The organism is Paraburkholderia sp. GW821-FHT02A12, assembly GCF_059422005.1.
Genome location: NZ_JBWKWA010000002.1, coordinates 2,143,662 through 2,158,281, shown reverse-complemented (window position 1 = coordinate 2,158,281; position 14,620 = coordinate 2,143,662). Strand labels below are relative to the sequence as shown.

15 protein-coding genes are annotated in these 14,620 nt (G+C 62.1%); 11 read left to right on the top strand and 4 right to left on the bottom strand.

Annotation, left to right across the window (positions count from 1 at the left end):
* Positions 1-56 precede the first annotated feature (56 nt).
* The 5 genes from AC07WT_RS31115 (at position 57) to AC07WT_RS31095 (ending at position 6,916) form a co-directional block, all read left to right on the top strand.
* Positions 57-1,937 carry a sensor histidine kinase gene (locus AC07WT_RS31115; protein WP_494949927.1) on the top strand — a complete coding sequence of 627 codons (1,881 nt, stop codon included), beginning with the start codon at positions 57-59 and terminating at the stop codon, positions 1,935-1,937.
* Positions 1,930-3,285 (top strand): sigma-54-dependent transcriptional regulator, encoded by a 1,356-nt coding sequence (locus AC07WT_RS31110; RefSeq protein ID WP_494949926.1) that lies wholly within the window; start codon positions 1,930-1,932, stop codon positions 3,283-3,285. Before AC07WT_RS31115 ends, AC07WT_RS31110 begins: the two co-directional genes overlap by 8 nt.
* Before the next feature lie 157 nt (positions 3,286-3,442).
* Positions 3,443-4,609 (top strand): HPP family protein, encoded by a 1,167-nt coding sequence (locus AC07WT_RS31105; protein WP_494949925.1) that lies wholly within the window; start codon positions 3,443-3,445, stop codon positions 4,607-4,609.
* A gap of 87 nt (positions 4,610-4,696) precedes the next feature.
* A complete protein-coding gene (locus AC07WT_RS31100; protein ID WP_494949924.1) occupies positions 4,697-5,110 on the top strand; it encodes a MarR family winged helix-turn-helix transcriptional regulator in 414 nt (137 codons plus the stop codon).
* Between the two features lie 6 nt (positions 5,111-5,116).
* A complete protein-coding gene (locus tag AC07WT_RS31095) occupies positions 5,117-6,916 on the top strand; it encodes a chloride channel protein (RefSeq protein ID WP_494949923.1) in 1,800 nt (599 codons plus the stop codon).
* 17 nt (positions 6,917-6,933) lie between these two features.
* Here the strand turns inward: AC07WT_RS31095 and AC07WT_RS31090 are convergent, their stop codons facing one another.
* A complete protein-coding gene (locus tag AC07WT_RS31090; RefSeq protein WP_494949922.1) occupies positions 6,934-7,068 on the bottom strand; it encodes a hypothetical protein in 135 nt (44 codons plus the stop codon).
* On the opposite strand from AC07WT_RS31090, the gene AC07WT_RS31085 reads away from it, so the two are divergent.
* Genes AC07WT_RS31085 through AC07WT_RS31075 form a run of 3 tightly spaced genes read left to right on the top strand, consistent with a single transcriptional unit; the run spans position 7,067 to position 8,708 of the window.
* Complete coding sequence (locus AC07WT_RS31085; protein WP_492593819.1) at positions 7,067-7,600, top strand: DUF4142 domain-containing protein; 534 nt, start codon at positions 7,067-7,069, stop codon at positions 7,598-7,600. The genes AC07WT_RS31090 and AC07WT_RS31085 overlap by 2 nt on opposite strands.
* A gap of 34 nt (positions 7,601-7,634) precedes the next feature.
* The gene (locus AC07WT_RS31080) at positions 7,635-7,967 is read left to right on the top strand and encodes a cupredoxin domain-containing protein (RefSeq protein ID WP_494949921.1); all 333 of its coding nucleotides are present in this window, start codon (positions 7,635-7,637) and stop codon (positions 7,965-7,967) included.
* A 33-nt stretch (positions 7,968-8,000) separates the two neighbouring features.
* Positions 8,001-8,708, top strand: a complete 708-nt coding sequence (locus AC07WT_RS31075; RefSeq protein ID WP_494949920.1) for an RNA polymerase sigma factor — start codon at positions 8,001-8,003, stop codon at positions 8,706-8,708.
* Between the two features lie 1,109 nt (positions 8,709-9,817).
* Here AC07WT_RS31075 and AC07WT_RS31070 read toward each other — a convergent pair.
* Both AC07WT_RS31070 and AC07WT_RS31065 read right to left on the bottom strand, forming a co-directional pair.
* A complete protein-coding gene (locus AC07WT_RS31070) occupies positions 9,818-10,165 on the bottom strand; it encodes a carboxymuconolactone decarboxylase family protein (RefSeq protein ID WP_494949919.1) in 348 nt (115 codons plus the stop codon).
* 578 nt (positions 10,166-10,743) lie between these two features.
* Complete coding sequence (locus tag AC07WT_RS31065) at positions 10,744-11,367, bottom strand: c-type cytochrome (protein ID WP_494949918.1); 624 nt, start codon at positions 11,365-11,367, stop codon at positions 10,744-10,746.
* A 188-nt stretch (positions 11,368-11,555) separates the two neighbouring features.
* Here AC07WT_RS31065 and AC07WT_RS31060 point away from each other — a divergent pair, with 188 nt between their 5' ends.
* From AC07WT_RS31060 to AC07WT_RS31050, 3 genes are all read left to right on the top strand, one after another.
* Positions 11,556-11,717, top strand: a complete 162-nt coding sequence (locus AC07WT_RS31060; RefSeq protein WP_494951154.1) for a hypothetical protein — start codon at positions 11,556-11,558, stop codon at positions 11,715-11,717.
* 218 nt (positions 11,718-11,935) lie between these two features.
* A complete protein-coding gene (locus tag AC07WT_RS31055; RefSeq protein ID WP_492593824.1) occupies positions 11,936-12,211 on the top strand; it encodes a DUF1488 family protein in 276 nt (91 codons plus the stop codon).
* A 96-nt stretch (positions 12,212-12,307) separates the two neighbouring features.
* The gene (locus AC07WT_RS31050; protein ID WP_494949917.1) at positions 12,308-13,294 is read left to right on the top strand and encodes a zinc-dependent alcohol dehydrogenase family protein; all 987 of its coding nucleotides are present in this window, start codon (positions 12,308-12,310) and stop codon (positions 13,292-13,294) included.
* Positions 13,295-13,444: 150 nt separating this feature from the next.
* Here AC07WT_RS31050 and adhP read toward each other — a convergent pair whose 3' ends face one another.
* Positions 13,445-14,470, bottom strand: coding sequence for an alcohol dehydrogenase AdhP (gene adhP, locus AC07WT_RS31045; protein WP_494949916.1), 1,026 nt, complete (start codon positions 14,468-14,470; stop codon positions 13,445-13,447).
* Positions 14,471-14,620: the final 150 nt, after the last annotated feature.

Here is a 14,620-nt window from a genome sequence, read left to right as displayed (position 1 = left end):
ACGCCGGATTGGCGATTTGCGAGAATTGGCCGGCGTCAGTCGCCTGCGAGGTTTCAATGAGGTCGTTCGTGCACGCGAGAGTGTGCGGTATTCCGCTGTGGGGATGGCTGGCCGCAGCGGCGCTATACGCCGGCGTGGCTGCCGTAGCGATCGAGGCCGCGTGGCAGCGCTCGGTTAGCGCAATTGCGGCGGTCGGCGGTCACCGCCTCGATCTCTACGCCGCGAGCCTGAAAAGTGAATTGGGCCGCTACGAAATGCTGCCCGGCATCGTTGCGCGGCAGGACAGTGTACGTGCGCTGTTGCGCGCGCGAGCCGATGTGCAGCCGGTGTTTTTACACACGGTCGACACCTATCTGGCCGCGGTAAACCGCGAGGCGGGCAGCGTTGCGGTTTACCTGATCGAGCAGCATGGCACCGTGATCGCCGCGAGCAACTGGGATCAGCCGGTGAGCTTTGTAGGTACGAATGTATCGTACCGCCCATACTTCAAGGACGCGCTCGCGCATGGCTCGGGGCGCTTTTTCGGCATCGGCACCAACACAGGTGTACCGGGTCTTTATTTTGCGAGTTCGGTGCGCGAGGCCGACAGGCCGATCGGGGCAGCGGCGGTCAAGGTCAGCGTCGATGCGCTTGAATCCGCATGGAGGGTGCCGGCCGAGGCCGCGATGGTCATCGACGCCAACGGCGTGATCGTCATCTCCACGGTCCCGGCGTGGAAATTCATGGCGCTGAGACCCATCACGCCGGACCGGCAGACGCAGATTCAGGCGTCGCGGCAATACGCGGGCCGAGCGGTCGAGCCGCTGCTGTATCGGCGGCTTGGCGATTGGGGCGCGGCGGGCTGGTTTGCTCACTTTCCCGACTGGACCCATCCTGGCCGCTACAAGCGCTTTCTTGCCCTGTCGGGACCGGCGCCACAAGCTGGCGATTCGATCATCGTGTTGCTCGACGTCGCACCGGCGCGGCACCAGCAATACGTGGCATTCGCATTCGTCACCGGGCTCTTTCTGATCGCCGGCCTCTATGGCCTGTATGCGATCCAGCACCGTCGCGCGATTACCGAGAAGCTGAACGCCCAGGATGCCTTGCGCGGCGCCAATGAGCGTCTGGAAGTCACCGTGCAGCGACGCACAGCAGAGCTGACCAGTGCCAACGCGAGGATGCGGCTGGAAATCGCCGAACGTGTACGTGCAGAGCAGTCACTCCGCGATTCGCAACAGGAACTGGTGCATGCGGGCAAGCTGGCAGTGCTGGGACAGATGGCAGCGGGGCTGACGCATGAACTGAACCAGCCGCTGGTCGCAATCAGGACACTGTCCGACAACGCCCGCACGTTTTTCGAGCGCAATCAGCCCGCATCCGCAATCGCCAATCTCGAACGTATTTCGCGCCTGGTCGACGGCATGGCTTTACTCACCGGCGAATTGAAGACCTTCGCGCGCAGGCCGGGCGTCGAACGGGTCCCAGTGTCGCTGAATGACGCGGTGAAGCACGCCGTACTGATTTACGAGTCACGAATTCGCGACGAACAGGTGCGACTCGACACGCACGTTGCCGCGGGTACGACAGTGTATGCGGAGCCGAGTCAGCTGCAGCAGGTGATCGTTAACCTGCTTGGCAACGCACTTGATGCCGTCGCGTCCGAGGCACGGCGTACGATTGCCATTGATACGCACGAGGCGGACGAGCACGGCCGCGTGATGTTCACGATCGGCGATAGCGGCCCTGGCATTGCCCCCGAGGTACTGGCTCATCTGTTCGAGCCGTTTGTAACGACAAAACCGCGGGGGCGGGGTCTGGGGCTTGGTCTGGCGATCACATCGCGTCTTGTCGAGGGGTTCGGCGCCCGCATCTCGGCGGCGAACCTCCCCGGCGGTGGCGCGCAGTTCAGGATCGATTTCGTAGCGACAACGGTGCAAGGGACAGCCAATGGGTGATGAGATTCGTGTTGTAGTGGTCGAAGACGATGAGAACGTCCGACTCGGCGTCGAGCAGGCCGTTGCGCTGGCCGGCTATCCGGTTCAGGCTTATGAATCGGCGGGCTCGGCGTTGGCCGAGGTCGCGCCAGGCGCACCGGTGGTAATCGTGTCCGATGTCCGGATGCCGGGCATCGACGGGCTGCAATTGCTCGAACGTGTGCTGGCGGTCGATGCGCAGATTCCAGTGGTTCTGATCAGCGGTCACGCGGACATCTCGACAGCGGTAGGCGCGATGCGCCTCGGCGCCTATGACTTCATTGAAAAACCGTTCTCGTCGGAACACATTGCGAGCCGGGTCGCACGGGCCGTCGAGAAACGGCGTCTGACGCTCGAAGTACAGGGTCTGCGCGACGCGCTGCGTAACTGGCACGGTATCGAGGCCATGGTGCTAGGCAAGTCGCCTGCGATTGCCGAAGTCCGCAAGAAAATCCTGCGGCTCGCGGATACCGCCGTATCGGTACTCATCACGGGCGAGACGGGAACCGGCAAGGAAATGATCGCGCGTGGGTTGCATGATTTTGGCCAGCGGCGCGACCGTCATTTTGTCGCGCTCAACTGCGGAGGGTTGCCTGAGCAGCTTTTTGAGAGCGAACTCTTCGGTCATGAGGCTGGGGCATTTACCGGTGCGCTCAAGAGTCGGGTCGGGAAGATCGAATGGGCTCACGGCGGCACGCTCTTTCTTGACGAAATCGAAACCATGCCGGTTGCCCTGCAGATCAAGCTGCTGCGCGTCCTGCAGGAGCGCCACATCGAACGGTTGGGCGCTAATGAGTCGATTCCGGTCGACTGCAGGATCGTCGCGGCGTCCAAGGCGGATCTTACGGAACTTGCGAAAGAAGGGCGCTTCCGGGCGGATTTCCTCTATAGGTTGAACGTCGCGCAAATCGATCTGCCGCCGTTGCGCGAACGCCGCGAAGATATTCCATTGCTGTTCGAGCACTTTGTGCTCGCCGCAGCCCGGCGCTTTGGGCAAGCCGCGCCGATCCTCTCCGCATCGCAGGTGTCCGAACTGATGGCCCATCAATGGCCGGGCAACGTGCGCGAACTGCAGAACGTCTCGGACCGCTTCGTGCTGGGCCTGGTTGGCGACAGGCTCATATCTGATGCCAACCCGGCGGGGATATCCGGCACGCTTGCAGAACAGACGGCACGCTTCGAACGAGTATTGATCGAAGAAATGCTGCAACGCCATCATGGCAATGTCGGCGCGGCCAGTGAAGCGCTAGGCATGCCGCGGAAGACCCTCTATCACAAGATTCGCCAGTTCAGGATTCCGGCCCGGGAACCACAGGCCGAATCAGAGTGACACGGTCGCGGTCGGCGTATCGCAACAGCGTAGAATCCGCTTTTATATCACAATGAAATATAATAATGACGAGACGTTCTTTCGTTTCGCGAGGTTTTGACCGTAACGTGTGAACCCGCCTCGTGCGATGCCACCGACCCACATTCCCGGTCTAATCTTGTCCCGATACGCAGTCATCCGCTGGTTTTCCAGCTTTACTCCCAGCCCCATCGCCGTCCAGTGGCCGGAGCGCATACGATCGTGCCTCGGCGCGTTGCTTGGGATCGCGTTCACTGGCGGGGCAATGCACGTCCTGCTCGGACCAGCTGCAAGCATTCCGCTTCTCGTCGCACCGATGGGTGCTTCAGCTGTGCTGCTGTTCGCGGTTCCCGCCAGTCCACTGGCGCAACCGTGGTCCATCATCGGCGGCAATCTCGTTTCTGCCACGATCGGCGTCGCCTGTGCAAGCTGGATCTCCAACCCGGTCGACGCGGCGGCATTGGCTGTCGCGCTTGCGATCTGTCTGATGTTTGCGTTGCGCTGTGTTCATCCGCCATCGGGTGCGGTCGCACTGACTGCGGTCCTCGGCGGTCCGACCGTTCATGCACTGGGCTATCGGTTCGTGTCCGAACCGATAGCCCTCCAGTCCGCAGCGCTTCTGTGTGCCGCGATCGTGTACCACGCCGTCACCGGCCACCGTTATCCGCACGCCGCCCACCATGGCTCGGGAAAGGGACCGGTCGGTTCCCCCGAAACGTCAAAAGAGGGTTTCACACGCGCGGACCTCGAGGCGGTAGTGAGGCGGCGCGGTGAATTGCTGGACATCGACCTCGAGGATCTCGAGTCCCTGTTGCGCGACGTCCAGTTGCAAGCCTACGCACGCACGTTCCACGAATTGACCTGCGCCGACATCATGTCGCGCCCCGCTATCGCCGTGTCAGCGGGTACACGGATTTCAGCGGCATTGAGTTTGCTCAAACAGCACGGTATCAAGGCACTTCCGGTGACCGACGCGGACCAGCGCGTCATCGGGATAGTGACGCGAGCGGATCTCGTCGAGAAACCGGCGGCCGCGGATGTGTCCGTCCTGTCGTCATTTCTGCGCCGCTGGTTTGCGCGCGGTACGGGCGCGGTGCCGGTGGTCGGCCCATGGATGAATGCTGATGTTCGTACCGTCGGCACGACGACGCCCATCGTCGAACTGCTGCCCATTTTCGCAAACTATGGACACCACCATATTCCAGTGCTGGATGCCGAGGAGCGGCTCGCCGGGATGATCACGCAGGCGGACCTCATTACGGGCCTCTATCGTCAGGCGTACGTTCAGCAGCAACGCGCGGCATAACGGCTGCCGGTTTTACCGCAGATGAATGCGGGCATAAATATCACAACGTGATATTATCGACCTTTTCCCTGTTCCAACGGAGCTTCGATGAAAACACTCGCTCGCGGCTTGACCAAGGCGGACTTTGAGCAGCTATCCGAGTTTCGCTATCAGATGCGACGCTTTGAGCGATTTTCCGAACAGGCCGCGCAAGGCGAAGGTATTACGCCGTTGCAGTATCTGCTGCTGCTTCACATCAAGGGCTATCCGGAGCGCGACTGGGCGACGGTCGGCGAACTCGCCGAACGGCTCCAGGCGCAGCACCACGGCGTGGTGGCGCTCGTGTCGCGTTGCGAGGCACTCGAACTCGTGCGGCGCAAGATCAGCGATACGGATCGCCGTCAGGTCGAGGTTCATCTGCTGAAAGCGGGCGAACAGGTACTTGCGCGGCTTGCCGAGATGCATCGCGCCGAGTTGAAGTCGCTCAAGGGCGCCTTTAATGTCCCTCAGATCGATTTCTGAATCACGATGAGCCTCGACCCCCATAAGCGCGATTTCTCCGTCAACGGGCGGCTTCCCGGTATTTCGGCGCTTGCGGCCGGCATCGGCGCGCTCAGTACGCTCGCAGCCTTCGTGCTGCTGAGCCTGATTCACCTCTTCACCAACCTTTTCTTCTTCGGCGCGTTCTCCTTGGCGGACCGGTCGCCGGCACAGAACACGCTCGGCGGCTGGGTGATTCTGATCCCGGTGGCGGGCGGTCTGATCGTCGGCCTCATGGCCCGCTTCGGGTCGGAAAAAATCCGCGGACATGGCATTCCGGAAGCGATCGAAGCCATCCTGTTCGGCAAGAGCCGCATGTCGCCGAAAGTCGCCATCCTCAAGCCGCTGTCGTCCGGCATCGTGATCGGCAGCGGCGGGCCATTCGGCGCGGAAGGCCCGATCATCATGACGGGCGGCGCGCTCGGCTCGCTGATCGCACAGTGCGTGAAGCTGACTTCCGCGGAGCGCAAGACCTTGCTGGTCGCCGGCGCGGCAGCGGGGATGACGGCCGTCTTCGGCACGCCTGTGGCCGCCGTGCTGCTGGCGGTTGAACTGCTGTTGTTCGAATGGCGGCCTCGCAGTTTTTTGCCGGTCGCGTTGGCCTGCGCGGTCGCCGGGTTTGCGCGGGCCGCGTTCTTCGGTACAGGTCCGCTGTTTCCGCTCGAAACGGCGCCGCCTGATGCGCTGTCGCTCGTGTCCTGCGTGATTGCCGGGCTGCTGAGTGGAGCGCTGGCTTCCGGTCTGTCTGCTGCGTTGTACAAGACGGAAGATCTGTTCGGCAAACTGCCGCTTCACTGGATGTGGTGGCCCGCCATTGGCGGCCTCGTGGTCGGGATCGGCGGATTCATCGAGCCTCGCGCACTCGGCGTGGGCTACGACGTAATCGGTGACTTGCTGCATCAGCACATCGCGCTGCAGATCGCTCTCGCGATCCTGATTGTGAAGGCCGTGATCTGGGTAGTCGCACTGGGCTCCGGCACCTCGGGAGGGGTGCTTGCGCCGCTGCTCATGCTGGGGGCCGGGCTTGGCACGGTGCTCGGCCATGTGTTGCCCGGCGGCGAGCCTGCGCTGTGGCCGCTTGTCTGCATGGCCGCAACGCTTGGCGCGACCCTCGGCGCGCCGTTGACGGCGATCGTATTCGCATTCGGGCTGACCCATGACAGCAACGCTTTGCTGCCGTTGCTGGCGGCCACACTCGTCGCATACGGCTTCGCGACGGTGGTCATGCGGCGCTCGATCATGACGGAAAAAATCGCTCGCCGCGGATATCACATTTACCGCGAATACGGCGTCGACCCGCTTGAGCGCCACCATGTCGACGAGGTGATGTCGCGCTCAGTTCAGACCATTGATGCCGGCATGTCCGTGCGCGACGTGCTTGCGACGTACTTCGGCTCGACGCAAACGCATCGCGCCTATCCGGTTATCGAAAAGGGCGTGCTGGTCGGTACCGTTGATCGCGCGGTGCTGGAGCAATTCCGTAGCGATGGAAGCGGACCGGAAGTCGTCGCGCGCCTCGTCGACGTGTTGCGCGGCAGCACGCCGGTCGTGGCGCTGCCGGGAGAGACTTGCCGGCTCGTCGCAACCCGGCTCGCCGTGCAGGGTCTTGAACGTTTGCCCGTGGTCTCCGATCGGGACAGTTTGCGGCTGGTAGGCATCGTGTCGCGAAGCGATCTGATCAAACCATCGCTCGCGCATTTCGAAGAGGAGCACAAGAAGGAGCGGTTCCGCCAGGTGAAGTTCAGCCGAAACGCCAAGCGCTTCCCGCCGGTTCGGCGGCCGGGATAAAGCGAACTACGAGCGAACTACGAGCGAACTACGCCGCCGGCATCGGGAACGCGGGTGGCGGTGGTGACATCTATCCCCACATCGAAAGTCGAATCGAGAAACAGCCCGCCGGGCAGGTGTCGACTTTCGATGATCACTGGGAGACAGCTCATGAAACTGATTCATGCCGGATGGGCAGGCACGCTGGCGCTTGTCAGCCTCGTTGCGTGGGCGCAGACTGCCGGCCCGACTGACCCGCAGATCGCAGCGATCGTCGTGACGGCCAATCAGGTCGATATCGACGCAGCGAAACTTGCGGAGTCGAAGACCGGAAAGAAAGACGTCAAAGCATTCGCGCAACGCATGGTGACAGACCACAGTGCCGTGAACCAGGCGGCCACCGATCTCGTCCACCGGCTGAATGTGACGCCGGAGGATAACGCAACGAGCCAGAACCTCGCGCAAGGCGGCCAGGCCAATGTCGCGACGTTGAAGAAGCTCGATGGCGCGGCGTTCGACAAGGCGTATATTGATCATGAAGTGACATATCACGAAGCGGTGCTGGACGCGCTCGACAAAACGCTGATCCCGAATGCGCGGAACGCGGAGTTGAAGGCCCTGCTGCTCAAAGTCCGGCCGGCCTTTGTCGCTCATCTCGAGCATGCGAAGATGATTCAGGCTTCGTTGGGGAAAAGCGGTGGCTGACCGTTCGGTTTCCAGCCAGGCTCGATGCCGGTACATGGCGCGAAGAGATTTGGTGCTCGCCTGCACAATCGTGGCGGGTAGCCTCGCTGTAACAGGGCGCGATACGAAGGCGGCGCCGGCGACATATGTCGTCGCCATCGAGGGGATGCAATTCAATCCGCCAACGCTGACGGTGCAGCCCGGAGATCGTGTGATATGGACCAACAAGGATCTGACTCCGCACACGGCGAGCGCCAACTCCATGGCGTTCGATTCACGCAGCATCGCTCCAGGTGCGTCGTGGACCTACGTGCCGCGCAAGTCAGGCAACTATCCGTATCGGTGCCGTTTCCACCCCACGATGCAAGCGATGCTGATTGTGCGGTAGAACGGTAAAGCGGGAAGGGAAGGCGAGGCATTGATGACAAACCTGGCTGCGGCATTTGAGACACGCCCCGTGGACGACGAGCAGGCAATCGTGCGCCGCGTTGCAGCCGGCGACCAGGCCGCCTTCGAACTGCTGATGCGCCGACACAACCGGCGCTTGTACCGGCTTGCACGTGCCACGCTGCGCAATGATGCGGAAGCCGAGGACGCGTTGCAGGAGGCGTATCTGTCGGCCTACCGGTCCATTGGGCGATTTCGAGGCGAGTGCGCGCTGTTCACCTGGCTCTCGCGACTGGTGCTCAATGAGTGTCGGGGGCGGCAGCGCCGGCACGCTCGCCGTCAGAACGTGATCCCAATCGTGGATCTGGACGCTTACGTGGATGCGGATGCAATGATCACGACTGACGCAGGTCCGCCTGAGGCGGAGGTTGCACGTGCGGAAATGCGTGCCTTGCTCGAGCGCAAGCTGGATGAACTGCCCGACGCCTTCCGCACGGTTTTCGTGCTTCGCTCCGTCGAGGAAATGAGCGTGGAGGAAACCGCGGCGTGCCTGAATATTCCCGAGGCCACTGTACGTAGCCGCCATTTCCGCGCGAGAGGCCTGCTACGTGAATCGCTCGCGCGCGAGATCGATCTCGCGGAGCGCGACCTGTTTGAGTTCGGCGGCACTCATTGCGACCGCGTGGTGGCCAGCGTGTTGTCGCGAGTGACGAAGGAGCAGGGCGGAGACGGGCAACCATAGAGCATGGATGCATGCGTCTGGGCTTTCTCTCTGCCGACATTGGCAATGGATTACAGGTTGGCGTCTCGCACAACGGTGGTGCCCGGTACTCGGCATTGCACCACAACGGGTCGTCTCAGGCCATCAATCCGTGCGCTATGAGCTGTCCCCATTTCATCGACCGTCCTATGTTAAGCGAACTCGTTTTCGCGAACTTCGATGACCCGGCAGATTTGTCAGGCGCCACGGAAGGTTCGTTGACGCGCCTGACGGAGAAGCTCGAAAGATGCGTGTTTGTTTGATGTTTGGCATGGATATTGCGTCGAGCGGGACGGGGCCAAAGGGGGCTCCGACGTAGCGCATTTCGACCGGCCGCTTGTATCAAGCGACCTGCGGGGACAACGGCGTCCTGAGCGCCAGCTGTGCGACCGAGCAATCGGCACGCATGGTTGGTTCTCGGGGCGTTTTTTTTTGCGCTTAACCAACCCGTCGATGTCGGCTCAGTTGCGTATCGGGCTCCGGGTCGCGGCAACAAACACTCGCTGACGTCATGGCGGCATTGGATCAGCCGATGTTGACGCAACGGCTGCCAGACAATCGCAATGCCTGATGTATTCGATCCAAACCCCCAGACCAGTCCGGGTAACATTGGAGGTGGAAGCATGAACAAACAACGGTCCGTGTCAGCCGGATCACGTGCGGTCGACGAGTTTCTCGACAGCGGTGAGGGCGAGCAGATCATTATCGGCTTCGCGGATGACGCCAGAGAATGGCAGCGGCACACTGCCGGCTTGCGTCCCGCACGCTTGCGTGGGCGCAGACGGCAAGCGTATGCACGAAGCCGGAGGCGATTTTTGCGTGCAAAGGTTCGAATCGATCGAAACGCCTGTGAGGCAGGTTCGGGCATCTGAGCTGAGACGCGCGGCGGCAACCACTTTCACGATACCTGGGACAACGAGACTTTGTTCCTGCCCGTCGCTTTCGGGTTATACAGAATCGCCCGGATCACTCTTGCTGAAACACGACATTCTCATATTGCGCATCACCCCGGCATGGTGCAGCCGGGATCTGAATAGCATCGCGCGCTACCAGCGAATGAGTCTTGCGGAAGCAAATACGCTGAAGTCCGTTCAGGACGAAAACTGCTCAAACGCTCTAAGCGCATGGGTGGCGTACATCATCGACGGGCCGCCTCCCATATAGACGGCGGTGCCGAGCACGTCCTCGACCTCGGCTCTTGTCGTGCCGAGCTTCACCAGTGTCTGCACGTGAAAACCGATGCAATCATCGCAACGACAGGCAATCGCAATCCCCAGTGCCACTAACTCCCGCGTCTTCCGGTCCAGCGCGCCGTCTTTCGTACCCGCGGCGGTGAGCTGGCCGAATGCATTCATCAAATCCGGTTGCGATGTGCGCATCGCTCGCATTTGAACGGCAACTGCGCTCGTGAGTTCTTTGTAGTCGGGAATGCCACTCATCTCTGCTCCTGTAGCTTGGCTAGCGCTGGAAGCCGGCCGATTGCCGGCAAGCGATGCTTCGCCCCCCGGTAGCCGAAGCATCGCTCGACGTTGATACGTTTACAGCGTTCGGGCAGGCGGCGGCCCCATCCGGTACTGTTGCTGCCACAGCATGTCGTTCATCATCTCCTGCTACATCCGCAGGTACTGGTCGGTCATGTATTGCCGCTGCCAAAGTTGCCCGGGCGTCATGTATACCCAGGACGATGTTTCTGACGACAGCAAGGTGAAGACGGACCCGCATATCAGACTACGTCTGGGCCGGCGATGCATATTGATGCAGGTCAAATGAGCTCGCCGCTACGGCTCACGTCTGGCTTGAACGGCGAGATTCGTTTGAGCGACCGAACATACGTTGGGATTTGTGGTGCGGGTTGCGCCCTGAAACACCGCGCACTCACAGCACGTAGCCCCTTCCGTTGAACCATGTCAAGTCAATGCGCTTCTTACCCGATCACAGCTTTGATGGGGGGCAACGGCTGTGCGGACGTGGTGGTCCATGGGATCAGCGCCCGTCGACTGCAAAAATTGGCAATGGCTTATCTGGATTGCAGATAGGCGGCAACGGCCTTGGCCTGTTCGGAATTCAACGTGTGTGCGACGGCGGTCATCACGGGCGCGTTGGCGCGGGTACCGTTCTGGAAGACCTCGATCTGACGCAGCAGATACTCCTGATGCTGCCCTGCGAGGCGCGGAAAAGTACCGGCGCCCTGGGCCTGCGCGCCGTGGCATGAAGCGCAGGCCGGTACCCCCTTGTCCGGCACACCGTGTTCGAAGATTTCCTGCCCCTTGCCCATCAAGGTGGCATCACCAGCCGCACCAGGCGTTGCCGCCTGACGCGAGTAATAGTCGGCCAGCGATTTGACGGCAGCGTCGTCCAGCATTGCGGCCATGCCCCACATGTAATCGCGGGCAGCGGTTTCGCCGCGCGCGTGTCCGCGGAATCCCTTGAGCTGGGCCTCGATGTATTCAGGTGTCTGGGCGTTGAGCTTCGGAAACATCGGCGATTCGCTGCGCCCGTGTACGCCATGACAGCCGGAGCAGAGTTGCATGGCAAGGCGGGCGCCATCCTCGGCGCGTGTGGGAGCGGGCAGCATCAAGGCTGTGCCAGTTGCGGCAAGCAGCGCGATCGCTGGCATCCATGCAGCAAGTATCTTTTTCATGCGCGTTCTCATCAGGCTGAGCGGATCGAAAATATCAGCGGCCGGGCCATCTGGTCAGCATATGAGCTATCCAGGCTCGGCGCAGGGAAAGTTGAAGGCAGGCGTGCGGTTTCACACATACAAAACGGTTCGGGTACTGTTCCCCATCAAACTGGAGGGCAATGAGGGGCCGGTCGACAGCACCAGTCATGCGCCTGATCTACCGGATGACCGCCGACGTGGCGCCCGGGGGCCCTGATCCAGGAAGTCTGCGCAAACTGCAGCGCTTGCTGTACGGGCTCGATGCAATCGTGCGGCTGCATTGCGCGCAAGAGGAAGAACTGTTCCATACGCTGGGCGAGAGCGCATAACAACCGATTGCGCCATGCGGCGCTGGAATTGACTTCGATCAACCAGGTCGCAGGGCCTGAATTTGACGGGATTTGACGGGTCGCGCATAACTCCTATGATGTTGACAAGCGGGCGCCGCGAATGCCGCATCCGCTTCGGAGCGTTGCGCGCGACGCGCGGGTCCGCAAACGCGCCCCTTGGAGCCTCGCATTTCCGCGCTTTGAATCAGGTGGCGGTCATGAAGATTCATTTTCCCCACGAGCGTCCGGAATATTGCGCGCGCGATCTCGTCGTCGCGTTCCCGGCCGAAGTGGATGGTGAGCGCGTGCAGTGCGCGATCACGGCGGAAGCGCTCGAAGATCATTTCGGCGCTGCTTCGCTGCGTGAAGACGATCTGATTGCCGCGTTCAATTCGAACCGGCATCCCATCGAACACGCGGCGAGGCGGCTGCTCGGCGAGGTCGGCGGCAAACCGGTGCTCATGCACAGCGGTTTCTTTCGTTTTTTCGAGTGAATCCGTATGACCCGGCCGACGGCCGCACCTCTGCCGCGGCGCCGCGTCTGTCAGGCGTGCGGCATGCGCCGGGCCAGCAAGGTCAAGGAGAACTGAATGCGTGCGATGGTCTTCGACGGCAGCGCGGCGTCGCTGCATGAATCGCTAGTGCCGGATCCCACACCCGGTCCGGGGCAGATCCTGATCGATGTCCATGCGTGCGGCGTGTGCCGCACGGATTTGCACCTGGTCGACCATGAGCTTCCGCATCCCCGGCAGCCGGTGATTCCGGGCCACGAAATCGTCGGCTCCGTAGCCGAACTCGGCGCGGGTGTCATGGGTTTCGCCGTCGGCGACCGGGTCGGCGTGCCGTGGCTCGGCCATACCTGCGGCCATTGCCGCTACTGCCTGTCAGCGCGGGAGAATCTCTGCGACGAGCCCGGCTTCACGGGGTACACGATCGATGGCGGTTACGCCGAGCGCACCGTCGCCGACAGTCGCTACTGCTTCCATCTGCCTGCGCAATACACCGATATCGAAGCGGCGCCGCTGCTGTGCGCCGGCCTGATCGGCTACCGCACGCTGAGCATGGCGGGTGACGCGCAGCGGATCGGCATCTATGGGTTCGGCGCCGCCGCGCATATCGTCGCGCAGGTCGCGCGTCGTCAGGGACGCACGGTGTACGCGTTCACGCGCCCGGGCGACCATGCGGCCCAGCAACTGGCGTTGCGCCTCGGTGCGGCATGGGCGGGCAACAGCGACGAGGCGCCGCCCAGCGAACTGGATGCGGCGCTGCTGTTCGCGCCTGTCGGCGCGCTGGTTCCGCAGGCGTTGAAAGCGGTCGCGAAAGGCGGCGTGGTGGTGTGCGGCGGGATACACATGAGTGACATCCCGTCGTTTCCTTACGCGTCTCTGTGGGGCGAGCGGCGCGTGGTGTCGGTTGCGAATCTGACTCGCGACGACGGACTCGCCTTCATGCGGATTGCGGCCGAGACGCGCCTCGCGATCGAAACGACGACCTACGCGCTCACCGATGCGAACCGGGCGTTAAGCGATCTGCGTGATGGCAACTTGACCGGTGCGGCGGTGTTGACCATCCGTTAGCGCGGCTGGGTCGCCGGGGCTCGTCAAACTGCGCGACGGCACGTATCAGGCGGTCACGGTAATCGGTCTCGATGACGCGAGTCTGTCCGGTTGGCCAGTCATGAAGCAGGGCAGGGGCGTCGTACCGGCGTCGGGAAGTGGTTGTGCGCGTCAGTCGATTTTCAGAACGACGCGCCCGTCGACATGACCGCTCTTCAATTCGGCAAAAACATGATTGATATTGTCCAGCCGGTCGACATGAATGCGTGCACGGACACGGCCCTCGGCGGCGAATTCGAGGGACTCCTGCAAATCCTTGCGTGTGCCGACAATGGAGCCGCGCACGGTGATGCCGTTCAGCACGGTGGAGAAGATCGGCAGCGGGAAGTCGCCCGGCGGCAGTCCGTTTAGCGCAATGGTGCCTCCGCGGCGAACCATGCCGAGTGCCTGAGCGAAGGCGCTGCGCGATACCGCGGTGACGAGTACCCCGTGCGTTCCGCCGATTTCCTTCTGGATTGCGGCGGCAGCGTCGCATTGCGCGGCATTGAACGTCAGCGCGGCGCCGAGTTCGCGGGCGAGTGCAAGCTTGTCGGCAGATACGTCGACTGCTACCACGCGCAGTCCCATCGCAATCGCATATTGAACCGCAACATGGCCCAAGCCGCCGATCCCTGAGATGGCGATCCATTGACCGGGGCGCGTGTCCGTCATGCGAATGCCCTTGTACACGGTCACGCCGGCGCAGAGGATTGGTGCGATCTCTTCGAAGCCGACCTCCGGCGGCAGATGGCCGACGTAGTTCGGGTCGGCCAGGACGTATTCCGCATAACTACCGTTCACGGAATAGCCGGTATTCTGCTGCTCGTGGCACAGTGTTTCCCAACCGCCCAGGCAATGTTCGCAATGACCGCAGGCAGTATAGAGCCATGGCACGCCGACACGGTCGCCTTCCTTGACGTGTTTGACGTCCTCGCCGACCGCGGCGACATAGCCGACGCCTTCGTGGCCGGGAATGAACGGCAGTTTGGGTTTGACCGGCCAGTCGCCGTCAGCGGCATGCAGATCCGTGTGACACACACCGGATGCCTCGATCTTGACGAGAATCTGCCCGCGAGCCGGCTTCGGCGTGGGCACCTCCTCGATGCGCAGCGGGGCGCCGAATTCGTGGACGACAGCAGCTTTCATGAGTTGATCCATGTTTTTCTCCAGACGAAGAATCGATGGCGATCAGTATCGCCTTCACGGACGCGCAGGAATTGACGTGGGTCAAAAACTGCCGAGAGTTCATCCGGCAAAGGAGTCTGATGCTGTGCACAGTCCGCACCCCGCATCCCTTGAATGAACGTC